Genomic DNA, 23,160 nt, shown 5'->3' on the forward strand with positions numbered 1-23,160 from the left:
CGCTCAGCCAGGTCCGACGAAAAAACGCGGCGCTTGCGCCGCGTTTTTTTTGTTTCGAGCAATCACTTCAACGCAGGAACCAGCGTCTCGGCATTGCCATCGTTCGGGGCGGCCGGAATGCCCAGCAGACGCGTCATCAACGGGTAGAGGTCTACGTTGTCGAAGCCGGGCAGGGTGGCGCCCTGTTTGAACGACGGACCGCGGGCGATGAAGATCGCGCGCATCGAGGGCAGGGCGTTGTCGTAGCCGTGCGAACCACGGTCGCCGGGTTTGCGCTCGGCCAGGCGCTCGCGGGTCAGGGCGTTCCAGCCTTCGTGCATCTGGCAGATGATCGGCGGGATGCGCGGATTGGAGCCGTACTCCCAGCGCGCCGGCAGCGTCTGCCGCGTCCAGCAGTCGTAGTTCGCGTGCGCGCCCAGCAGGATCGCCTCGGCCGCCGGTTGTTTTCCAGGCAGCGGGGCGAAGCCGATCGACTGGCCCGTCGACACGTTGCTGGCGATGGTGGGGTCGACCATGTCTTCCACCGCGATGGTCTGGCCATCGGGTACCTGCGCCATGCCGTGGTCCGAGACCACGATCAGGTTGGTGCTGCCATCCAGGCCGCGTGCCGCAAGGCCGTCGAGCAGGCGACCGATGGCCGTGTCCACCTGGACGATGGCGGCGGCGTACTCGGGGGAATCCGGACCGTAATGGTGGCCGGCCTTGTCGACCTGCTCCATGTACAGGGTGACCAGCCGCGGCGCATCCGGGCCGTCATCGCCGACCCATCGCAATACGTCATCGACGCGGTCGGCGAGGGGCACATCGGGGCTGTATACCCGCCACTGGCTCGGCCGCACGCCCTGGATGGCCGCCTCGCTGCCTGGCCACGACCAGGTGGCGCTGCGCAGGCCAGCCTTCTCCGCGCCGACCCAGATCGGCTCGCCACCCCACCAGCGCGAATCGGTCACCGCTTCCGGCAGGTTGACCTGGAACCGACCCAGCGCCTCTTCCTGCATGCTGTTGTGGATGATGCCGTGGTGGTTCGGGCGCAGCCCGGTGACCAGCGTGTAGTGGTTGGGGAAGGTGAGCGACGGGTACGACGGCGTCATCCAGCGGGCGCGTACGCCGTCGTGCGCGATGCGCGACAGGTTCGGCGTGATGCCACGGTCGAGCATGTCCGCACGCAGGCCGTCGATCGAGACCAGCAGCAGTTTCGGCGTAGTGGCCACAACCGCAGCGGCGCCGGCGGCAGCCGCCGTTGGCGGCGTGGGCGTGGGCGGCGCGCTGGCACAGCTGGTCAGCGCGAGGGCGGCGGCAAGCGCCAGCGAAAGGCGGACGGAAATCATCCGCCCATGATAGTCCGCCGCAGTGACGCGGCGAAGACAACCGATGGCACGGTCAGGCGAACAGCGGCTGCGTGCGCGATTCGAGTTCGAGCAATGCGGCCTTGGTTTCCAGGCCGCCACCGAACCCGGTAAGTGCGCCGCTGCTGCCGATCACGCGGTGGCAGGGCAGCACGATGGGCAGTGGGTTGCGTCCGTTGGCTGCGCCCACCGCGCGGCTGGCCGTGGGCTGGCCGATGTGGCGTGCCAGCTGCACGTAGCTCCAGGTTTCGCCGAACGGAATGTCGGCCAGCGCCTTCCACACGCGCAGCTGGAACCCGGTGCCGTGCGGGGCCAGGGGCAGTTCGAAGCCGCTGCGTTCGCCGCGCAGATACTGCAGCAGCTGGGTGCGCGCTTCGCGCAGCGCATGCGCATCGCGCTGCCACTGTGCGCGGCCCTTGGCGTCGTAGCGGTTGTTTTTGAACAGGATGTGGTGGATGCCCTGGCTGTCGCCGGCGACGGTCAGTGCGCCGATGGGGCTGTCGAAGGTGTCGTAGAGCAGGTTCATGCGGTTACTCCGAAGCGGACGTGGCCAGATGCCACAGGTGCAGCACGGCGTACGCACGCCAGGGCCGCCAGGCCTGCGAACGGGCCTCGGTGGCACGCTCGGTCAGGCGGGTATCGCCGCCCAGCACCTGCTGCAGCACCAGGTCGCCGGCGGGGAAGGCATCGGGCAGCGCCAAGGCGCGCAGCGCGATGTAGTGCGCGGTCCACGGCCCGATCCCGGGCAGCGCCACGCAGCGTTCGATGAAGGTATCCAGGCGCTGGCCGGCATGGAAATCCAGCCTGCCGTCGGCGACGGCGGCGGCCACCGCGCGCACGGTGGCCGCTCGGGTGCGCGGCAGGCCGATGCCTTCCAGCGGCGCGTCGGCCAGCTGCTGAGGCGTGGGGAACTGGCGGTCCAGGCCCTCGGGCATGCCGTCCAGCGCGGTGCCGAAGCGGTCTACCACGCGCCGCGCCAGGGTGATGGCCGCGGCCACGCTGACCTGCTGGCCCAGCACGGCGCGCACCGCCACTTCGAAGCCATCCCAACCGCCGGGTACGCGCAGCCCGGGACGTGCGGCGATACCGCGCGCAAGCAGCGGATCCTGGCCGAGCGTGGCGTGCACGATGCGCAGGTCCGCGTCCAGGTCGAAGATGCGCCGCACCCGGCGCACGATGCCGGGGATCGCGCGCGGATCGACCTGGCCCAGCTGCAGCAGCAGCTCGGGCCGGCGCGGGTCGGCGGTGACCCGGATCACCGAGGGGCGTTCAGCCGGGCCGATCACGCGCTGGTAGCTGTTGTCGTCGATCTGCTCGATGCCAGGGATGCAGCGGCGGCGCAGGAAGCCCAGCATCGCGGCAAAATCCAGCGGCGGCCGGTAGCCCAGGCGCAGGGTCAGCGCACTGTCAGCCAGCACGCCGCGCTGGCGCCGGATCGCGGTGGGCGGCATGCCGCAGCCTTCCACGAACGCGGCGTTGAATCGGCGCAGGCTGTTGTAGCCGGCGGCCATGGCCACGTCGGTGACCGGCAACGCGGTTTCGGTCAGCAGCTGCTTGGCCAGCAGCAGCCGGCGGGTAGCGTGGATCTGCGCCGGGGCCGCGCCCAGCCGCGCCACGAACAGCCGCTGCAGCTGGCGCGCGCTCAAGCCGAGCCGGGCGGCCAGGTCGCCCACCGCCGCATCCTGCAGGAAGCCATCGTGGATCAGCGCCAGAGCGCGCTGCAGGGTTTCGTTGCTGAGTGCGTCCTGCGCCTCCGGGGCCAGTTCCGGCCGGCAGCGCAGGCAGGGGCGGAAACCGGCCGCGGCCGCGGCGGCGGCGGTGGGGTAGTAGTCGACATTGACCGGCTTCGGCGCCGGCGCCGGGCAGACCGGACGGCAGTAGATGCCGGTGCTGCGCACGGCAGTGAAGAACACGCCGTCGAAGCGCGCATCGCGGGCCAGGCGGGCGCTTTCGCAGGCGGCGTAGTCCAGGGGCAGGGCGGTGTCCATGGAGCCCAGTCTATGCGCCCGGCCAGGGCCCGGCTCGCCGTTTTCGGACAGCAATCCCGGGCACGCCCGGTGCGGTTCAGGGCAGGTTCCCGCGATGCCGGCCGGGCGCACTAGACTGTGCCTTCATGTGCCGTTTTCGGCACGCCCTTTGTCTGGAAGCCGGGTGTCCATGCTGCTCAAGTCGTGCGGGTTGTTGCTGTTGTGCCTGGGGCTGGCCGCCTGCAGCCAGCTGGAGAACCCCGGCAACGTCACCGCCGCCGACAAGGCGGTGCGGGCGCAGACCGCCGACGGCGACCACATGGTGTCGTTCAACGCCGCCGATGCACCGCCCGCGCCACCGCCGCCGCCCCGCAAGGGCGAGCAGGGCTGGCCGACGGTAGCGCTGGACAACGGCAAGGCCTGGCTCAGCTGCGACACCGAGTACGCCAACGACGGCGGCGACGGCGCTGCGTTGGAGGCGCTGGACCGGGCGAGCCTGGAAGCGGCCATCGCCCCGTGCGTGGAACGTGGCCTGCTGCGCGTGCGCTACGCGGGCAAGATCAATCCCGGGTTCGCCGAACTGGTGGCGCGGATCGCGCTGGTGGCCGACGCCCAGCGCGTCTCGCGGCGCATCCTGGACCTGGATTCCAGCGGTGGCCAGGTCGAAGCGGCGATCGTGGCCGGTGACCGCATCGGCGAATCCAACTGGACCATCTGGGTGCGCGAAGGCTCGGTCTGCCACAGCGCCTGCGTGTTCGTGCTGGCGGCCGGTGACAACCGGCTGGTGTCGGGCAAGGTCGGCATCCACCGCATGATGCGGATCAGTTCCAAGGCGACCTCGCGTGCCGAGCTCAACCTGGAACTCCACGAGGTCTACGACAACGTCAAGGATTACCTGCAGCGCAACGGCGTGGCCGTCGGCGTGGCCGACCTGATGATGACCGTGCCCAACCGCAGCCTGCGCCTGCTCAGCAGCGAAGAGCTGCGCCAGTTCGGCCTGGACGGCACCAATGCGGTGCAGGACGACCTGGAGCGGATCAAGCAGATGCGCAAGTGCGGCGACGATTTCGTACGCCGCAAGGATGCCTTCCTGGTCGCCTTCGACCAGGAGTGCAAGCGCGAAGGCAGCGAACTGGACGTGATTACCCGCTGCGGGCAGACGCTCAAGCAGCGCTTCGGCTTCCCGGATGTGACCTGCCCGGACGAAAGCCCGTTGTCGGAAATCGATGTGTCCACGCTGTTGCCCACCGGCGGGAAGCCGCGTGATGCGGTGGCCGAACGCACCGCCAGCGACGCCGACCAGCCCCCCGCCGAGGCAGCCGAACGCAACTGACGGCCTGCTCACGGCATTCCCGTAGACTGCAATGCAGTCCACTGCTGCCTACGGTGTCCCGATGCGCGTTCCGCTGCTGCTGTCGCTCCTGCTTCCCGCCGTTGCCCTGGCCCAGACCCCGCCGCCGGCCACCCCGGCCCCGGCGCCCGCGCGCCCCGCACCGGTCGCCCCGGCCGCACCGGCACGCCCGGCATTGACCCCGCAGCAGCAGGCGCAGGTGCAGAAGCAGGACCAGGAAATGGCCGCGGCCGGCTTGAAGGTGGCGACCCTGGTTGACACCGGTCGCGCTGCCGAGGCCTGGAAGGGTGCTTCCGAAGTGGCCCGCAAGTCCGTCACCGAACAGGCCTTCGTGGCCCAGCTGGACGGCGACCGCAAGCGTCTCGGCGCGCTGCTCTCGCGCGGGCAGCCCGTGGTGACCCGGGTCAAGTACAAGGCCGGCGCGACCGTGCCCGAAGGCCTCTACATCAACGTCAGTTTCCCCACCAAGTTTGCCAACAACGCCCAGCCGGTCCGCGAGCTGGTGTCGTTCCGTTTCGATGAAGACAAGGTCTGGCGCCTGGCCGGCTACAGCGTCCGCGCTGCCGCGCCCTGACCGCAGGAGAAATGCATGGGTATCGAGATCCAGATGCTGGGTTGGGCCATCGTGCTGGGCCTGGTGCAGGTGATGATCGCCGCAGGCGCGGTCACCCGCGAACGCGGCTTGGCCTGGAATGCCTCGGCCCGCGATGGCGTTGCGCCGCCGCCGGGGCCGCTGGCGGCACGCCTGCAGCGGGCGCAGGCCAACTTCCTGGAAACCTTCCCGTTCTTCGCCGCCGCCGTGCTGGCCGTGGTACTCACCCAGCGCCAGGACAGCACCACCGCGCTTGCGGTGCAGTTGTATTTCTGGGCGCGGCTGGTCTACGTGCCGCTGTATGCCGCCGGCATTCCCTACGTGCGCAGCCTGGTCTGGGTGGTTTCGATGCTGGGCATCGTGCTGTTGCTGTGGCGCCTGCTGCACGGGCTGGCGTGAACCGGCGCCGACGCGGCTGATTCAGATCAAGAGCGCGCCTGCCCGCGAGCGGTAAGCTCGGTCGTGGACACGCAACGGAAACGGATCATGCAGGACGATCGCGGAGTGCAGGCAGTGGATGTGCTGGTGGTGGGCGCTGGGCCGGCGGGGCTGTGCTTCGCCCGCGCGCTGGCCGGCAGCGGCCTGCGGGTGGCGGTGGTGGAGCAGCAGCCGCGCGCGGCGCTGGCCGAGGCCGCCTTCGACGGGCGCGAGATCGCGCTCACCCATGCCTCACGGCACATCCTGGAGCAGCTGGGCCTGTGGCAGCGACTGGATACCGCTGAAATTTCGCCGTTGCGCGACGCCAAGGTCATGGATGGGGGTTCACCGTTCGCGTTGACCTTCGCTGCGCGCGACGCGCACGGCGGCGACCTGGGCTGGCTGGTGCCCAATCACCTGATCCGCCGCGCGGCATGGGACAGCGTGCAGGGCCAGGCCGACCTGGAGATCCTCGACCAGTGCAGCGTGCGCGGCATCGTGCCCGGTGCGCGCCACAGCGAGGTGACCCTTGCCGATGGGCGCCGGCTGCAGGCGCGGCTGGTGGTGGCGGCCGACAGCCGGTTCTCGTCCACCCGGCGCATGCTGGGCATCGGCGCGCGCATGCGCGATTTCGGCAGATCGATGCTGGTCTGCCGGATGCAGGTCGAGGTGCCGCACCAGCACACTGCGTGGGAGTGGTTCGGCTATGGCCGCACCATGGCGCTGCTGCCGCTCAACGGCGACCAGGCCTCGGCGGTGATCACCCTGCCACCGCGTGAAATCGAAACGCTGCTGGCGCAGGACGCGGCGACCTTCGGACGCAGCATCAGTGCATGTTTCGAACACCGCCTGGGCGCGATGACGCCGGTGGCGCGGCCCCATGCGTACCCGCTGGTGGGGGTCTACGCCACCGCGTTCGTGGGCGCGCGCTGCGCGCTGATCGGCGATGCCGCGGTGGGCATGCACCCGGTCACCGCGCACGGGTTCAACCTGGGCCTGCAGAGCCAGGACCGGTTGGCCGCGATCCTGCGCCGGGCGGCCGGGCGTGGTGCCGATATCGCCGCTCCGGCCGGTCTGGCCGCCTACGAGCGGGGGCACCGGCTGGCCTCACGGCCGCTGTACGAGGCGACCAATGCGATCGCCACGCTCTATACCGATGACCGCCTGCCGGCGCGGGTGCTGCGTCGGGCGGGGCTGCGGCTGGCCCACGGGGTGACGCCGTTCCGGCAGCTGATTGCCGCGCACCTCACCGGCAGGTGACCACCGTTGGACCTCACCGGTAGGTGACGACCGTTGGTCGTCACACGGGATCAGGGGGCGTCGCTGTCGGCGATGACGTTGATCACGGTGTCGCCGAACTGGACCTGCTGGCCGCCGCGGATCTTGCAGGCCTTGCGCAACTCCACTTCGCCGTCAACGAGCACCTGGCCGTCGCCGATCACGGTCTTGGCTTCGCCGCCGCTGGTCACCAGGTCGGCCAGCTTGAGCAGCTGCTTCAGTTCCACGTACTCGCTGTCCAGTTCAAATTCGAGGGTCTGCATGGAGCTGGGTATCCTGTGAAGGGGCGCGGAGCGGGGCCGCGCCGAAATCGGGCGCATATTGTGCGCCAGCACGCGGCGTTTACCGCTTCCGTGCTGAAATCTGTACGCGTGGTTCAGGATTCATGCGGTATCATCGCGCCCTGAGCGAGTGAATTCTCCTCCGACCGAGCAGCGCCAGGGCACGCGATAAGAAAGGGCGCCCAAAGCGCGGACCATCCCCTTTTTTATGCCACTGCCACGTAAAACGGTAGTGGCTTCGGAGTTCCCCATGTCCCAAGAATCCCCCACGCCGCTGCTGTTCGCAGACCTCGGCCTGTCCGACGCTGTGATGAAGGCCGTTGCCGCCGTCGGCTATGAAACCCCGTCGCCGATCCAGGCCGCCACCATCCCGGCGATGCTGGAAGGCCGCGACGTGCTGGGCCAGGCCCAGACCGGTACCGGCAAGACCGCCGCCTTCGCACTGCCGGTCCTGTCCAACCTGGATTTCAACCAGACCAAGCCGCAGGTGCTGGTGCTGGCACCCACCCGCGAACTGGCCATCCAGGTCGCCGAGGCGTTCCAGACCTACTCGTCGGGCATCCCCGGTTTCCGCGTGCTGCCGGTCTACGGCGGCCAGCCGTACGGCCAGCAGCTGCAGGCCCTGCGCCGTGGCGTGCACGTCATCGTGGGCACCCCGGGCCGCGTGATCGATCACCTCGATCGCGGCACCCTGGACCTGTCCGAGCTGAAGACCCTGGTGCTGGACGAAGCCGATGAAATGCTGCGCATGGGCTTCATCGACGACGTCGAAGCCGTGCTGAAGAAGCTGCCGGAAACCCGCCAGGTCGCGCTGTTCTCGGCCACCATGCCGTCGCAGATCCGCCGCATCGCGCAGACCTACCTGAAGAACCCGGCCGAAGTCACCATCGTCAGCAAGACCACCACGTCGGCCAACATCCGCCAACGTTACTGGTGGGTGAGCGGCATGCACAAGCTGGACGCGCTGACCCGCATCCTGGAAGTGGAACCGTTCGACGCGATGATCATTTTCTCGCGCACCAAGGCGGCCACCGAAGAACTGGCGGAAAAGCTGCAGGCCCGTGGCCTGGCCGCTGCCGCCATCAACGGCGACATGCAGCAGGCGCAGCGTGAGCGCACCATCGGCATGCTGAAGGAAGGCAAGCTGGACATCCTGGTGGCCACCGACGTGGCCGCGCGCGGTCTCGACGTGGAGCGCATCAGCCACGTGCTGAACTATGACATTCCGTACGACACCGAAAGCTACGTGCACCGCATCGGCCGTACCGGCCGTGCCGGCCGCACCGGCGATGCGATCCTGTTCGCCACCCCGCGCGAAAAGGGCATGCTGCGTGCGATCGAGCGCGCCACCCGCCAGCCGATCGAAGAGATGCAGCTGCCGAGCGTGGACGCGGTCAACGACACCCGCATCAACAAGTTCATGAGCCGCATCAGCGATGCGCTCGATGCCGGCGGCACCGAGTTCTACCGCGACCTGCTGCAGAAGCTGGAAGGCGAGAAGAACGTGCCGGCGATCGACATCGCCGCCGCGCTGGCCAAGCTGCTGCAGGGCGATTCGCCGTTCCTGCTGACCCCGCCGGTGCGTGGTGCCCGTGAAGAGCGTGCGCCGCACCCGCGTGCCGACCGCAACGACCGTGGCGAGCGCCCGGCGCGTTTCGAACCGCGCTTCGAGCGTGGCCCGCGCCGTGAAGACGACCGCGGCCCGCGTCCGCCGCGTCCGGAAGGCGATTTCGGCGGTAACGACGGTGGCTTCGAACGTGCCCCGCGCCGTGAAATCGCCCCGCGTGGCGAGCCGGAACCCGGCATGGAAACCTTCCGCATCGAAGTGGGCCATGTGCACGGGGTCAAGCCGGGCAACATCGTCGGCGCGATCGCCAATGAAGCCGGGCTGGAAAGCCGCTTCATCGGCCGCATCGACATCCGTGACGACTTCTCGATCCTGGATCTTCCGGCGGAAATGCCGGCCGACCTGCTCAGCCACCTGAAGAAGGTGTGGGTGTCGGGCCAGCAGCTCCAGATGCGCAAGGTCGAGCCGGGTGAAGACACCGCAGGCTCGGGTTCGGCACGCCCGCCGTTCAAGCCGAAGTTCGGCCGCGGCGGCAAGCCGGGCGGTCCGGGTGGTCACCGTGGCCCGGGTGGTCCGGGCGGCAACGACCGTCCGCCGCGTCGTGACGGCTTCAAGCCGCGCGGTCCGCGCAACGGCTGATCGCTCCACATCGCCGCAGCCAACAACGCCAGCCTTCGGGCTGGCGTTGTCGTTTCAGCTACCTGACCGATGTGACGGCGAAACTTCGCGCCGTTTCAACAAGGCTGGACCTAGCCTGCAATCACAGAGGACTATGCCAAGCACCCATGGGCGCCGGAGGGATCTGCGATGCTGGGAGGCAGCAGGGATGTAGGCAGTACCGCCGTGCCGCATGTAACGCGGGGCTTGACCCTGCGGTTCGTGCTGCTCACCGGCATGGCGGTCGGACTGGTGGGGCTGTCGGCGCTGATCCAGGAACTGCAGGGCGCCTCCACCGCCTGGATCGTGGGGCAGAGCCATTGGTCGCGCAGCCAGCAGCATGCCACCTTCGCGCTGGAGCGATACCTCACCTCGGGCAACCCGGCCGCACTGGCCGAAGCGCGCGCGGCGCTGCAGGTGCCGCTGGGTGACCTGGACGCACGCCGCGCGCTGGAACAGGACGACGTGGATCTCGCGCGGGCGCGGCGCGGCTTCCTGCAGGGCGGCAACCAGCCGGGCGACATCAACCGGCTGATCCTGTCGTTCCGCTACCTGGGGCATCTCGGTTACTTCCGTGATGCGGTGCACCTGTGGCAGCAGACCGACCATGGCCTGGCGCAGCTGCAGGCGATGATGGACAGCGCCGAAGCGATGCACGCAGACGGCCGCGTGGAGCCTGCCATGCGCGAAGCATTGCTGGTCCAGCTGCAGGCGCTGGACCGCAGCCTGCAGGCGCAGGCCCGCGCCTTCTCGCTGGCGCTGCTCAATACGGCTTCCATCGTGCGCATGGTCACGCTGGTGGTCGGCGGCCTCTCAGTCCTGCTGATCACCCTGGTTGCCGTGCTGCTGTCACGACGCGTGCGCCATGACCTGATCGACACCGAAAGCCGCTTCCGCGCCGCGTTCTACCAGGCCACGGTGGGCATGCTCAAGCTGGACCACGCCGGGGGCATTGTCGAAGCCAACCAGGCCATGGCCGATATCCTCGGCTATCGCCGCGACGCGCTGCTGGGCATGGAGCTGCCGGAACTGCTGGTGGATGGCGAGCTGGTGCTCGACGAGGCCGGCGAGATCGACTGGCCGCGCCAGCTGCGCCCGGGCGAACTGCGCTTCCGGCATGCCGACGGTGGCCTGCTGTGGGGGCGTTGGAGCGGCACCCTGGTGCGCAGCCCCGGCCGTGAGGTCTCGGTGTTTGCGATCATTGAGGACGTCTCGCAGAACCACGCGCTGGCCCGCGAGGTCGAGCACCACGCCAGCCACGATCCGCTGACCGGGCTGGTCAACCGCCGCGAGATCGAACGCCTGCTGGAACTGGCGCTGCTGGATGTGCGCAGCCATGGTGGGACCCACAGCCTGTGCTACCTGGACCTGGATTATTTCAAGCTGGTCAACGATGGCCTTGGCCACGCGGCCGGTGACCAGTTGCTGCGCGGCTTTGCCGACTACCTGGAAGGTGCGGTGCGCGAAGGGGACTGGGTGGGCCGCATGGGCGGTGACGAGTTCGCGATGTTCCTGGCCGACGCCCGCCAGGAAGAAGCCAAGCAGGTGTTGCAGCGGATCGCACGCAACCTGGGCCAGGCCGGATTCCAGCGCGACGACGGGCTGCCGCGGGTCAGCTGCAGCATCGGGGTGGTCGAAATCACCGCGGAGGTGGCGGACGTGAACTGGCTGATGAGCGCGGCCGACAGCGCCTGCTATGCGGCCAAGCAGGCCGGGCGCAACCGCGTGCATTGTTTCAACGAGAACCGGATGGCGCTGGAGGAGCGGCTGCTGGAAGCAGACCGGCTGGCGCATGTGTCCAGCGCGATCGCCGAAAACCGCATGCTGCTGTACGCCCAGCGCATCGAGCAGGTGGGCGACCCGGGCTTCCTGCATTACGAAGTGCTGGTGCGCATGCGCGGTACCGACGGCCAGCTGCAGGGCCCGGGCGATTTCATGCCGGCGGTGGAGCGCTATGGCATGGGCATGGCGCTGGACCGGCACGTGCTGGGGCTGCTGTTCCGCCACCTGCAGCTGTGCCCGGCGCATGTGCAGCGGCTGGGCCTGTGCAACGTGAACGTATCGGCGCAGTCGATCGCCGAGCCGACGTTCCTGGCCTTCGTCTGCGACCTGCTCGAGCGCAACCGCGGGCTGGCGCGCAAGCTGTGTTTCGAGATCACCGAGACCGCGGCGATCAGCAACCTGGACCAGGCCCGCAGCTTCGTCGAAGGGGTCAAGGCGCGGGGCTGCCGGGTGGCACTGGACGACTTCGGTGCCGGTCTGTCCTCGTTCGGCTACCTGCGCCAGCTGCCGGCGGACATGCTCAAGATCGATGGGGTGTTCGTGCGCGACATGGATATCGATCCGGTCAGCCGTGCCACGGTGCGGGCCATCACCGAAATCGGCCGCGAGCTGCACATGAGCGTGACCGCCGAGTGGGTGGAGTCCGAAGAGATCGCCGCGCAGCTGCGGGCGCTCGGGGTGGAAGGGCTGCAGGGGTATGCCATCGAACGGCCGATGCCGCTGGAAAAGCTCACCCAGCCCTCGCTGTGGCGGGAAACCCCGGTGCCGTCCAGCCGCCTTTCCTGAACTGTGACGTGCACCGGCGCGCCTTCTTGCGATAATCGCCACGGGGACGCCATGCGGTGTGCATGGCGGTGCAGGGCGACAGGGTGATGGTGTGAGGCGCAGCGACGGCGGGATGCAGGGGATGAGCGGGGCCATCCGGTGGCTGACCGGCCTGGTGTGGCTGCTGCTGTCGGCCACGGCGTTGGCCGGCGCGGCCCAGGTCGGCCGTGATGTGCTGCTGCTGGGGGCCGCCACTGACCAGCAGGCCCCGCAGCGCCCCTGCTCACCGGAGGTGCTGGCCCATCACCAGGACATCCTTTCGATTCCGGCGCCTGCAGGCGGCTGGTCCGGTGCGCCACAGGCGGTGGATGTGTTCGGGGTGCTGACCGGGGAGGTACGGATCAGTCACGGCGACCGCCAGATCTGCGGCAGCATGCACGACGCCCGCACCCGGGATTCGCGCTTCCGCGCCGGGGTCGGCATGGTGGTGGTGCCCAAGGCCGGCGAGCGCGAGCCGATCATCGTGTCATGGGCCGCCCCGCTGAAGCCGCGCTGGATTCCCACCGTCCGGCTGGGGGCGCCCAGCCCGGTGCAGCAGAACGATACCGCCCGCCTGCTGGTGCGCGCGGCCTGCATCGCGGTGGCAATCGCTTTGGCGCTGTCGGCGCTGATGGGGTTCGTGACCGCCCGCGACCGCACCTTCCTTTACTACGTGGCGATCTGCGCGGTGTTCGTGCTGTGGCAGGCGGTGCTGGGTGGCCTCAGCGGGTACCCCGAGCCGTGGTTGCCGGTGCACGACCGCGCGTCGTGGTGGCTGGTGGCGCTGAGCACGTTCGCGCTGGCGCTGTTGCTGCCGATCCTGTGGCGGCTCAACGGCGGCGCCCGGTTGTGGCCGGGCTCAGGCACCGGCCAGCGCGCTGTGCTGTGGGGACTGGTGCTGGCCGGGTTGTGCGTGCCATGGATGGGCACGGCCGGGCTGGCCTGGATGGCGGCCGCGCTGGAAGCAGTGTTCGTACTGGGCTGCGTGGTCTGCCTCGGGGTGGGCCTGTGGGCGCTGGCGCAGCGCGATGGCTATGCGGCGGCGGGGCTGTTCGCGCTGGTACCGTGGTGGATCCTGGTCATCGCCGACGCACTGCACGCGCACTGGCTGACCGCGTACCGGATCGAGGCGCTGCAGCTGTCGGCGACCTGGTTCCTGATGATGGCCGCCTATGCGCTCAACCTGCGCCTGGGCCGGCTGCGCCAGCAGCGCGACGAGATGCGCCAGCTGGCAGATACCGATGCGTTGACCGGCCTGCCCAACCGCCGCCACGGGCTGCACCTGCTGGCCCGTCATCTGGAACGGGCGGGCGCGGAGCAGCAGCCGCTGGCGATCGGCTTCCTGGACATCGATCTGTTCAAGGACATCAACGACCGCTTCGGCCACGAGGTCGGCGACCAGGTGCTGGTGGCGGTGGCGCGTGGCCTGCGCGGGGCGGTACGGGTGCAGGACGACGTGATCCGCATGGGCGGCGAGGAATTCCTGGTGCTGCTGCCGGGCGCCAGCCACGGCGCGGCACTGGCGCGGCTGGAAAGCGTGCGCCGGCAGATTCCGACGGTGACCGCGCCGCTGGGCATTTCCGGCCTGGCAGTGACGGTGAGCATCGGGCTGGCGGTGCTGCGCCCAGGCCGTGATGACCTGGCGGGGCTGCTGCGGCGCGCCGACCATGCGATGTACCGGGCCAAGCGTGCGGGGCGCAACCAGGTCTGCGACGGTGAACAGGCGCTGCCGGCGGATGATCCGCTGGTCGCCTGATGCCGCGCCGGACGGGGTTTTGCCGGATAATGGCGCGATGACAACCCGACTCAACAAGTTCATTGCCGAAACCGGCTTCTGTTCCCGGCGTGAAGCCGACCGCATCATCGGCGAGCGCCGCGTCACCGTGAACGGCCACCCGGCCGGTACCGGTGCGGTGGTCGGCGAGGGCGACGTGGTGCTGGTCGACGGCCAGCCGCTGCGCGCGCGCGAGGCAAAAAAGGCCGGTGGCCGCCGTCATGTGTACATTGCGCTGAACAAGCCGGTGGGCATCACCTGCACCACCGAAAGTGCGGTGAAGGGCAACATCGTCGATTTCGTCGGCCATGAGCAGCGCATCTTCCCGGTCGGCCGGCTGGACAAGGATTCGGAAGGCCTGATCCTGATGACCAGCAACGGCAACATCGTCAACCAGATCCTGCGCGCGGAGAACAACCACCAGAAGGAATACCTGGTGGCGGTGAACAAGCCGGTGACCGACGAATTCCTGCGCGGCATGGCGCGCGGGGTGCGCATCCACAATGAAACGACGCTGCCGTGCCGGGCCTCGCGCATCGCCAAGTTCGGCTTCCGGATCGTGCTGCAGCAGGGGCTGAACCGGCAGATCCGGTTGATGGCGGCGGCGTTCGATTACCGGGTGACCCAGCTGCGCCGGGTGCGCATCGACAACGTCAAGATCGGGGCGCTCAAGCCGGGCCAGTGGCGCAACCTGACCGATGCGGAATTGAAGGGGCTGCTGCCGCAGCAGCAGGACTGGTAGGTCCTGCACCGGCGGGTAACCTTTGCCTCGGGTGATCGGGCTAGACTGTGGCCAGCTCCCGGATTCGACCCGCTGCATGATCAAGCCCGAGAAGCCCGTCAACGAGGCGGTTCGCCTGGCGGCACTGTATCGCTATCGCATCCTGGATTCGGAGAAGGAAAAGTCCTTCGAGGATCTGGTGACCATCGCCAAGGCGGTGTGTGGCGCCTCCATGGCGGCGGTCACGCTGATCGACGCCGAACGCCAATGGTTCAAATCCATCCAGGGAACGGAGGCGCAGGAGCTGCCACGCTCGGAGTCGATGTGTGGCCATGCGATCCTGCACCCGGAACAGGTGATGGTGGTCGAGGATGCGCAACGCGATGAGCGCTTCCATGACAATCCCATCGTGACCGGTGACCCGAAGGTGCGCTTCTACGCGGGGGCGCCGCTGGTGAGTACGGAGGGGTTGCCGATGGGCACGCTGTGCGTGTTCGATCCACAGCCGCAGCGGTTGGATGCGCAGCAGACCGAGGCGCTGGCGGCACTGTCGCGGCAGGTGATGCTGGTGATGGAGTTGCGCCGGTTTGCGCTGGACATCCAGACGCACATGGTGGAGCGCGACGATTACGAGCGGTTGCTGGGCGAGTACCACGATGTGCTGCTGGCGCAGAACGCGGACCTGGCCGAGCAGAGCCGGACGGATGTGCTGACGGGGCTGCCGAACCGGCGCGCGATGGCGGTGGCATTGGATGCGTCGGTATTGGATGCGGACGGGCAGCCACGGCAGACGGCGGTGGCGCTGGTGGATATCGATCATTTCAAGCAGATCAACGATTTCAACGGGCACGCGACCGGCGACCGGGTGCTGGCGGAGTTGGGGGTGCTGCTGCGGGCGCAGTTCTCGGGCCGCGGGCTGGCGGCGCGCTATGGCGGGGAGGAGTTCGTGGTGCTGATGCCCGATACGGACCTGCGCACGGCGGAGTTGCAGTGCGATTTCCTGCGGATGGCAGTTTCCGACCTGCCGCTGGGGTTTCCGGTGACGGTCAGTATCGGGGTCGCGGCGCATCGTTCAGGTGACACGGTGGAGCAGACGCTGGAGCGGGCGGATGCGGCCTTGTACCGGGCGAAGGGTAATGGGCGGAATCGGGTTGAGTTGGCGCCCTGAGTTTTAGAGCCTTGGTCTGCGGGCGTGGTCAATCGCGCCATCAATCGCAATATCTGCGACCTGGCGCTGCCATCCTGCAATCCCGTTTCCCTGCGGAGTCCTTCCGTGCTGCAGACCCTCGCCATTTCCAACTACCGTTCCCTGCACGACCTGGTCGTGCCGATGGGGGCATTGAACCTGGTCACCGGTGACAACGGCAGTGGCAAGTCCAGCCTGTACCGCGCGCTGCGGCTGCTGGCCGATACGGCGCGGGGAGGAGTGACGCCGTCGCTGGCGCGGGAGGGCGGGTTCCAGTCGGCGCTGTGGGCCGGTCCGGAGCGGTTGGACCGGCGGATGCTGTCGGGCGAGGTGCCGGTGCAGGGCGGGCCGCGGCAGGCATCGGTGGCGCTGCGGCTGGGTTTTGCGGCGGATGATTTCGGGTATGCGATCGATCTGGGCTACCCGGTGGCCGATTCGCATTCGATGTTCAACCTGGACCCGCAGATCAAGTGCGAGAGCATCTGGGCCGGGCCGTTCCTGCGCAGCAGCAACGTGCTGGTGGAGCGGCGCGGGGCGATGGTGCGGCGGCGCAGTGGGCGCAGCTGGGAGCTGCTGGAATCGAACCTGTCGGTGCACGAAAGCCTGGTTACGCAGGTGGCCGATCCGCAGCGGATGCCGGAGGTGCTGCGGCTGCGCGAGACGCTGCGCAGCTGGCGCTTCTATGATCATTTCCGCAGTGACCGGGATGCGCCGGCCCGGCAGGCGAGCCTGGCCACGCGTACGCCGGTGCTGAGCCACGATGGGCATGACCTGGCGGCGGCGTGGCGGACGATCGTGGAAATCGGCGATTCCGATGCGCTGGCGGCAGCGCTGGACGATGCGTTCCCCGGGGCGCGGGTCTACATCGAGCCGAGTGAGGATCACCTGAGCCTGAAGTTCCACCAGCCCGGTCTGCTGCGGCCGCTGGGCGCGGCGGAGCTGTCCGACGGGACGTTGCGCTATCTGTTGCTGATCGCGGCGCTGCATACGCCGCGCCCGCCGCCGTTGATGGTGCTCAACGAGCCGGAAACCAGCCTGCATCCGGACCTGCTGCCGGCGCTGGGGCGGTTGATCATCGGGGCGGCGGCGCGCAGCCAGGTGTGGGTGGTGTCGCATGCCAGCCGGTTGATCGCGGCGCTGCGCGAGGCAGAGCCGTGCACGTCGATCGCGCTGGAAAAGCAGATGAGCCGTACGACGCTGGTGGGCCAGGGCGTGCTGGACGCGCCGGCATGGTACTGGCCCGAACGCTGATGCCGGAAGCGTTGGCCCGTAAAAAGCGGATCGGTTAACGGATTGGTGAAATGGATCGGTGAAACGGATTGGTGAAACGGATCGGGAAAACGGATCGGGAAACGGATCGGGAAACGGATCGGGAAGACGGACCGGAAAACGGATCGGTAGAGCGGACTGTTAGTCCGCTGCTTTTCGCGCGAAAGGCAGCCGACTAACAGTCGGCTCTACCCGTCGGCTCTACCCGCCGGCTTTACCCGTCGGCTCTACCCGCCGCGCGGGTTCCGGTTCGTCACTCGGCGATGTTGCGCGCTTCGGCGGTGCCAAGGATCTCGGGATGCTGCACTTTCTTGCGCCGGTTCAACAGCGGATGCAGGAATACCGCGCCAACGATGATCGCCACGCCGGCATAGAACAGCGGGGTCAGTTCACGCTGTTCGCTCAGCAGGACCATGGCCAACAGGATCGCGTAGACCGGTTCGAGGTTGGTGACCAGCTGCACGGTGTAGGCGCTGAGGTGGCGCAGCGCGACCAGCGCCAGGGCGAACGGCAGCAGGGTGCATACGCCGGCCAGGGCCAGCAGCAGCATCCCGTCGCGCAGGTCGGGTATCACCCACAGCGGGCTGGCCAGCGCGGGCAGCAGGAACGGCAGCAGCGGGGCGAGCAGGGTCAGGGTGACGGTGCCGGCGCCCAGTTCCACCGCGGTGACGGTGAGTGGGTCGGCGTGGCTGACCAGCCGCTTGTTGAGCGAGCCGAAGATGGCGACCAGCAATGCGGACATGGCGCCGACCAGCACGCCCACGCGCATGCCGTCAGGCACGCCGCCAACCACCATGCCCACGCCCGGCAGCACGGCGATACCGAAGGCCAGCTCGCGCAGCTGGAAGGGGCGCTTGGCGACCCAGGGTTCGATGACGGCGGTGAACACCGGGGCCAGCGCGATGCAGGTTGCCGCCACCGAGGCATTGGCCAGCTTCACCGCGCCGTAGAAGGTGAGCCAGTGCAGGGCGACCAGCGCGCCCACGCCGCAGTACCCGGCGAACAGGGCGGGGGAGAGCTGGCGCAACCCGCGCCAGACGCGTGGCAGCAGGGCCAGCATGGCCACCACCAGCAGCATTCGCCACCACACCAGCGGCAACGCGGGCAGGCTGATGAGCTTGCCGAGGATGGCGGTGATGCCCCACAGCAGCACGCAGAAGTGGATTTGCAGCAGCGCTTTGCGGGTGTCGGTCATCGGCATCCGCGTATTGTGCGTCAATCGGCAAGGCCCCGATAGCGCGGGGCCTTGCCCGGCCCTACGCGCCGACCTGCTGCAGTTGTTTCCGCAGCGCCACCGCGGCGCCCGGGTTGCGGTGCTTGGCGGCGCCGATGAACAGCATGTACACCTCGCGCGGCCCGCTGGCGGGGGCGTCGGCCGTGATGTGCGGCAGGTCGGGGTTGTCGTCGCCACGCGCCCAGCGCATCGCGCGCAGGCACCACTGTTCCAGCGTGCGCTCGGGGTAGCCGGCACGCAGGTTGGCGCGCGACTGCATCAGCCTGGCGTAGATGAAATCCGCGGTGGGGTCGGCAAAGCTGGGGTAATCGGCCGAGCCGCTGAACACAAGGGCCGCGCCGTGCGCGCGCGCCACGGCCACCAGCTCCGGCGTCCACGCCTCGGGATTGCGCACTTCCAGTGCGTGCCGGAGCACCTGTGCATTGGCCTTGCCGGGCAGGGCATCGAGGAACCGATCGAACTCCTGTGCACCCGCCGGATGGGTATCGCCAAACTGCCACACCAGCGGGCCGAGGCGATCCTCCAGCGCGGTGATGCCGTTGATGAAGTTGTCGGCGCGTGCGCCGGCCGCCGCCAGGTCGTGGGTCTGGGTGATCGTGCGTGGCGCCTTGGCGGAGAATTTGAAGCCCGGCGGGGTCTGCTCGCGCCACTGCGCGTACACCGCCGGCTTCTGCGCGCGGTAGAAGGTGCTGTTGATTTCGATGCAGCCGAGCTGGCGGCTGGCATGCGCCAGCTCCTCGCGCTGCGGCAGGCCGGCGGGGTAGAACGTGCCACCGCGCCAGGCCGGGAACACCCAACCGCCGATGCCGGTATGAATCGGTCCGGGAACAGCGTGCTTCAAGCGTCGGTCTCCTTCCAGGGGTCGTAGCTGCCGAACCACCACAGGTGGCCCTCGAGGTCGCGGCAGGCATAGCCGCGGCCGCCGTAGACCTGGTCGGCGATATCGATCGCCAGCTCGGCCCCGGCGGCGACCGCGCGCTCGTAGTGGGCATCGGGGTCGGTCACGATGACGCAGGCACTCTGGGTTTCGCGGCCCTCGACGTCATCGGGTTGCACGATGAGCTTGCCCCAGTCGCCGCCGTTGTCGACCGAGCCGAGCATGATCATGCCGGAGCCGTACACCAGCTGTGCGTGGTACACGAGGTCGCCTTCGGCGTACACGGCCTGCGCGGTGAACCCGAACGCACGCTCCAGCCAGGCGATGGCCGCGCGCGCGTCGCGGTAGCGCAGGCAGGGAATGATGGTGGAACCGCGGTCGGTGGGGACGGTCATGCGGGTGCTCCGGGGTGGGCGGCTTCTGGCACAGGCGAGCCTGCGGCCGGCCGCGTTACCATCGCGCGAAACCTGGCGTAACCGGCCCGTCGGTGGCCTCGACGCCCCTGCAACATGCAACCGGAGACACTGATTGAACACATCCTGGATCGGAGGCCTTGTGCTGCTGGCGTGCGCACCCCTGGCGTCGGCAACCGTGCCGGCCGAACTGCAGCGGCTGGATGCCACGGTGGAACGCGTGCGCAGCCAGTTCGACATTCCCGGCATCGCGGTGGCGGTGGTCAAGGACGGTCAGGTCGTCTTCGAGCGCGGCTATGGCGTGCGCGAGCTGGGCAAGCCGGCACCGGTCGAGGCCGACACCCTGTTCGCCATCGCCTCCAACACCAAGGCGTTCACGGCCACCTCGCTGAACCTGCTGGCCGAGCAGGGCAAGCTGAAGATGGACGACCGGGTGATCGACCATCTGCCGTCGTTCCGCATGTCCGATCCGTACGTGACCGGCGAAATGCGCATCCGCGACCTGCTTTCGCACCGCAGCGGGCTCAGCCTGGGCGCGGGCGACCTGCTGTTCTGGCCGACCACCACCTACAGCAACGCCGAGGTGGTGCAGCGGCTGGGCAAGGTGCCGCTGAAAGCCGGCTTCCGCGACCGCTACGCCTACGACAACATCCTGTATGCGGTGGCGCAGCAGGTGATCGAACAGGTTTCCGGGCAGTCGTATGCGGACTTCCTGCAGCAGCACATCTTCACCCCGGTGGGCATGGCCGGCACCCGCTTCAATGCCGATCACCTGAAGCCGGGCGACAAGGCCGCGACCGGGCATGCCAAGTTCGACTTCACCGACCTGCGCACGGTGGCGCCGCTGACCTGGTCCAACAACGCCGGCGCGGGCGGGGTGTATTCCAGCGTGCACGACATGGCGCGCTGGATGAACGTGCAGCTGGCGCAGGGCAAGCTGGAAAACGGCACCGCGCTGTTCAGCCCGAAGAGCCAGCAGGCGATGTGGCAGATGATCACCCCGCAGGTGGTGCCCGAACCGAGCGTGCCGGCCCTGGCTGCCGCGCGCCCGAACTTCGCCGGCTACGGCGAGGGCTGGAGCCTGAGCGACTACCGGGGGCAGAAGCTGGTGTGGCACACCGGCGGTTGGCCGGGCATGGTGTCGCGGGTGACGTTGGTGCCGGAGCAGAAGCTGGGCATCGTGGTGCTGACCAACCAGGAAGTGGGCGCGGCCTTCAACGCGATCACCATGGACGTGCTGGACGCCTATCTCAAGGCGCCGGCCACCGACTGGGTGGCGGCGTACGCCGCGGCGGTGGCCAAGGCGCAGGACAAGGCCGATGAGGGCTGGGCGGCGCACCAGGCGGCGCGCGATCCGAAATCCACGCCGTCGCTGCCGCTGGCGCGCTACGCCGGCACCTACCGTGACCCGTGGTATGGCGAGGTGTTCGTCGAGCAGCGTGCCGGCGAGCTGCGCCTGCGTTTCGGCAGGACGGCGCAGCTGGTGGGCACGATGGAGCACTGGCAGCACGATACGTTCATCGTGCGCTGGGACGACCGCTCGCTCAACGCCGATGCGTTCGTGAACTTCAGCCTGGATCCGGATGGCAAGGTGCGCGAGGTGCGCATGCAGGCGGTATCGTCGCTGACCGACTTCAGTTTCGATTTCCAGGACCTGGTGTTGACCCCGTGAAAACAAACGGCAGGCTGCGGTGGGATAATCGCGGCCTGCCTGTTTTCCAGGAAATGGAATGTTCCGCTGGTTCGAGTCGCTGATTCCCGTATTTCCGCCGATCGACGCGCGCATGCCGCCGCGCCGCGTGCTGCCGTTCTACCTCCACTACCTGCGCCCGGTCTGGCCGGTGCTGCTGGCCACGCTGATCGCCGGGCTGCTGCTGGCGCTGGTGGAAGTGGCCATGTTCGATTTCCTCGGCCGCATCGTCGACATGGTCAGCGAGCAGCCGGATGCGGGCTTCTTCGCCCGGCACGCCGACACACTGCTGTGGATGGCGGCGATCACGCTGGTGGCGCGGCCGGTGCTGGTGGGCCTGCACAACCTGCTGGTCAACCAGGCCATCGTGCCGGGGTTGAGCAACCGGTCGCGCTGGCTGATGCACAACTACGTGGTGCGCCAGAGCCTGTCGTTCTTCCAGAATGATTTTGCCGGCAGCATGGCCAACCGGGTCATGCAGACCGGTACGTCGCTGCGCGAGTCGGCGGTGCAGATGGTGGATTCGCTGTGGTACATCGTGGTGTACACCGGCACGGCGCTGTACCTGTTCGCGCAGGCGGACTGGCGGCTGATGATCCCGCTGGTGCTGTGGTTGGCGGCCTACGTGGTGATCATGGTGTACTTCGTGCCGCGTGCGAAGGAGCGTGCGTGGATCGCGTCGGAGGCGCGCTCCAAGGCGATGGGCCGGATCGTCGATGGCTACACCAACATTCCCACGCTGAAGCTGTTCGCCCACGGCGGGCGCGAGCAGGCCTATGTGGCCGAGGCGATCGAGGAACTGGCGGTCAAGCACCGCCGCCAGACCCGGATCACCACCGGCATGGACCTGACCATCGCGATCGTCAACGGCTTCCTGATCGCCGGTACCTGCGGGCTGGCGCTGTGGCTGTGGAGCCACGGCAACATCACGGTGGGCGCGATCACGCTGGCCACCGGCCTGGTGATCCGCATCCACAACATGTCCGGTTGGATCATGTGGACGATCAACGGCATCTTCGAGGACATCGGCACGGTGCAGGACGGCATCACCACCATTTCGCAGCCACTGAGCGTGCAGGACCGCGCCGATGCGGTGCCGCTGGTGGTGCACGAAGGCGGGGTACAGTTCGATGACATCCATTTCCACTACGGCAAGCAGGGCGGGGTGATCGCCGGGCTGGACCTGAGCGTGAAGCCGGGCGAGAAGATCGGCCTGGTCGGCCCGTCGGGCGCGGGCAAGTCGACGCTGGTGAACGTGCTGCTGCGCCTGTACGACCTGGAAAGCGGGCACATCCGCATCGACGGCCAGGACATCGCGGCGGTCACCCAGGAAAGCCTGCGCCGGCAGATCGGCGTGGTTACCCAGGACACGTCGCTGCTGCACCGTTCGATCCGCGACAACCTGCTGTACGGACGGCCTGACGCCACCGAGGAACAACTGCGTGCGGCGGTGGGCAAGGCGCGCGCTGCCGCCTTCATCGACACGTTGCGTGATGCCGAAGGGCGGCAGGGTTATGACGCGCACGTGGGCGAGCGCGGGGTGAAGCTGTCCGGTGGCCAGCGCCAGCGCATCGCCATCGCTCGGGTGCTGCTCAAGGACGCGCCGATCCTGGTGCTGGACGAGGCGACCTCGGCACTGGATTCGGAAGTGGAAGCGGCGATCCAGGACAACCTGGACGAGCTGATGGCGGGCAAGACGGTCATCGCGATCGCGCACCGCCTGTCCACCATCGCGCGCATGGACCGGCTGGTGGTGATGGACCAGGGCCGTATCGTGGAAACCGGCACCCACGCTGAGCTGGTCGCAGCGGGTGGCCTGTACGCCCGCCTGTGGGCGCGGCAGACCGGTGGGTTCGTGGCGGCGGACGCTGGTTAGAGCAACAGCAACAGCACCAGCTGCGGCGTTTTTGTTGTTGCGTGCAGGGAAGGCCGGCGGGCAGCCCTCTACGGGACA

19 protein-coding genes are annotated in these 23,160 nt (G+C 68.5%); 12 read left to right on the forward strand and 7 right to left on the reverse strand.

Translation table 11 applies throughout. From position 1 onward, the window contains the following. Positions 1-62 precede the first annotated feature (62 nt). From AC06E7_RS10705 to AC06E7_RS10715, 3 genes are read right to left on the reverse strand one after another with little or no spacing between them, the layout of a single operon-like run. Positions 63-1,328, reverse strand: a complete 1,266-nt coding sequence (locus AC06E7_RS10705) for an alkaline phosphatase family protein (RefSeq protein ID WP_478064579.1) — start codon at positions 1,326-1,328, stop codon at positions 63-65. 52 nt (positions 1,329-1,380) lie between these two features. Then, positions 1,381-1,872 (reverse strand): methylated-DNA--[protein]-cysteine S-methyltransferase, encoded by a 492-nt coding sequence (locus tag AC06E7_RS10710; RefSeq protein WP_478064581.1) that lies wholly within the window; start codon positions 1,870-1,872, stop codon positions 1,381-1,383. 4 nt (positions 1,873-1,876) lie between these two features. Further along, on the reverse strand, positions 1,877-3,334 hold the full coding sequence (locus AC06E7_RS10715) for an AlkA N-terminal domain-containing protein (protein WP_478064583.1): 1,458 nt from the start codon (positions 3,332-3,334) through the stop codon (positions 1,877-1,879). A gap of 172 nt (positions 3,335-3,506) precedes the next feature. Here AC06E7_RS10715 and AC06E7_RS10720 point away from each other — a divergent pair, with 172 nt between their 5' ends. From AC06E7_RS10720 to ubiM, 4 genes are all read left to right on the forward strand, one after another. Continuing rightward, positions 3,507-4,646: a COG3904 family protein gene (locus AC06E7_RS10720; RefSeq protein WP_255220478.1), complete on the forward strand. Its 1,140-nt coding sequence runs from the start codon at positions 3,507-3,509 to the stop codon at positions 4,644-4,646. 61 nt (positions 4,647-4,707) lie between these two features. Then, complete coding sequence (locus tag AC06E7_RS10725) at positions 4,708-5,238, forward strand: DUF4019 domain-containing protein (RefSeq protein WP_068850378.1); 531 nt, start codon at positions 4,708-4,710, stop codon at positions 5,236-5,238. A gap of 15 nt (positions 5,239-5,253) precedes the next feature. Continuing rightward, positions 5,254-5,655, forward strand: a complete 402-nt coding sequence (locus tag AC06E7_RS10730; protein WP_093533144.1) for an MAPEG family protein — start codon at positions 5,254-5,256, stop codon at positions 5,653-5,655. 87 nt (positions 5,656-5,742) lie between these two features. After that, entirely contained in the window at positions 5,743-6,933 is a 1,191-nt protein-coding gene (gene ubiM / locus AC06E7_RS10735; RefSeq protein WP_478064585.1) for a 5-demethoxyubiquinol-8 5-hydroxylase UbiM, read from the forward strand. Positions 6,934-6,983: 50 nt separating this feature from the next. Here ubiM and AC06E7_RS10740 read toward each other — a convergent pair whose 3' ends face one another. Beyond that, positions 6,984-7,214, reverse strand: a complete 231-nt coding sequence (locus tag AC06E7_RS10740; protein WP_068850383.1) for an RNA-binding S4 domain-containing protein — start codon at positions 7,212-7,214, stop codon at positions 6,984-6,986. Between the two features lie 268 nt (positions 7,215-7,482). Between AC06E7_RS10740 and AC06E7_RS10745 the strand changes: the two genes are divergently transcribed. The 6 genes from AC06E7_RS10745 to AC06E7_RS10770 all read left to right on the forward strand — a co-directional run bounded on the left by AC06E7_RS10745 (position 7,483) and on the right by AC06E7_RS10770 (position 16,974). Beyond that, positions 7,483-9,438, forward strand: a complete 1,956-nt coding sequence (locus AC06E7_RS10745; protein WP_093533146.1) for a DEAD/DEAH box helicase — start codon at positions 7,483-7,485, stop codon at positions 9,436-9,438. Positions 9,439-9,606: 168 nt separating this feature from the next. Next, positions 9,607-12,024, forward strand: a complete 2,418-nt coding sequence (locus tag AC06E7_RS10750; protein ID WP_478064588.1) for a putative bifunctional diguanylate cyclase/phosphodiesterase — start codon at positions 9,607-9,609, stop codon at positions 12,022-12,024. Positions 12,025-12,145: 121 nt separating this feature from the next. After that, positions 12,146-13,798, forward strand: coding sequence for a sensor domain-containing diguanylate cyclase (locus AC06E7_RS10755; protein ID WP_478064590.1), 1,653 nt, complete (start codon positions 12,146-12,148; stop codon positions 13,796-13,798). A gap of 37 nt (positions 13,799-13,835) precedes the next feature. Continuing rightward, entirely contained in the window at positions 13,836-14,558 is a 723-nt protein-coding gene (locus AC06E7_RS10760) for a pseudouridine synthase (protein ID WP_093533149.1), read from the forward strand. A 76-nt stretch (positions 14,559-14,634) separates the two neighbouring features. Then, positions 14,635-15,705 carry a sensor domain-containing diguanylate cyclase gene (locus AC06E7_RS10765; RefSeq protein WP_478064592.1) on the forward strand — a complete coding sequence of 357 codons (1,071 nt, stop codon included), beginning with the start codon at positions 14,635-14,637 and terminating at the stop codon, positions 15,703-15,705. Between the two features lie 105 nt (positions 15,706-15,810). Further along, positions 15,811-16,974: an AAA family ATPase gene (locus AC06E7_RS10770; RefSeq protein ID WP_478064594.1), complete on the forward strand. Its 1,164-nt coding sequence runs from the start codon at positions 15,811-15,813 to the stop codon at positions 16,972-16,974. A 271-nt stretch (positions 16,975-17,245) separates the two neighbouring features. On the opposite strand, the gene AC06E7_RS10775 is transcribed toward AC06E7_RS10770, so the two are convergent. From AC06E7_RS10775 to AC06E7_RS10785, 3 genes are read right to left on the reverse strand one after another with little or no spacing between them, the layout of a single operon-like run. Then, positions 17,246-18,193, reverse strand: a complete 948-nt coding sequence (locus tag AC06E7_RS10775; protein WP_068850402.1) for a DMT family transporter — start codon at positions 18,191-18,193, stop codon at positions 17,246-17,248. A gap of 55 nt (positions 18,194-18,248) precedes the next feature. Further along, the gene (locus AC06E7_RS10780) at positions 18,249-19,067 is read right to left on the reverse strand and encodes a DUF72 domain-containing protein (RefSeq protein WP_478064596.1); all 819 of its coding nucleotides are present in this window, start codon (positions 19,065-19,067) and stop codon (positions 18,249-18,251) included. Next, positions 19,064-19,498 (reverse strand): VOC family protein, encoded by a 435-nt coding sequence (locus AC06E7_RS10785; RefSeq protein ID WP_478064598.1) that lies wholly within the window; start codon positions 19,496-19,498, stop codon positions 19,064-19,066. The genes AC06E7_RS10780 and AC06E7_RS10785 overlap by 4 nt, the downstream gene beginning before the upstream one ends. A gap of 133 nt (positions 19,499-19,631) precedes the next feature. Here AC06E7_RS10785 and AC06E7_RS10790 point away from each other — a divergent pair, with 133 nt between their 5' ends. Then, a complete protein-coding gene (locus AC06E7_RS10790) occupies positions 19,632-21,188 on the forward strand; it encodes a serine hydrolase (protein ID WP_478064600.1) in 1,557 nt (518 codons plus the stop codon). A 58-nt stretch (positions 21,189-21,246) separates the two neighbouring features. After that, positions 21,247-23,082, forward strand: coding sequence for a multidrug efflux ABC transporter SmrA (gene smrA, locus AC06E7_RS10795; RefSeq protein ID WP_093533155.1), 1,836 nt, complete (start codon positions 21,247-21,249; stop codon positions 23,080-23,082). The last annotated feature ends 78 nt before the right edge of the window (positions 23,083-23,160 follow it).

This window comes from Stenotrophomonas sp. Steno-Z4, from assembly GCF_056393145.1.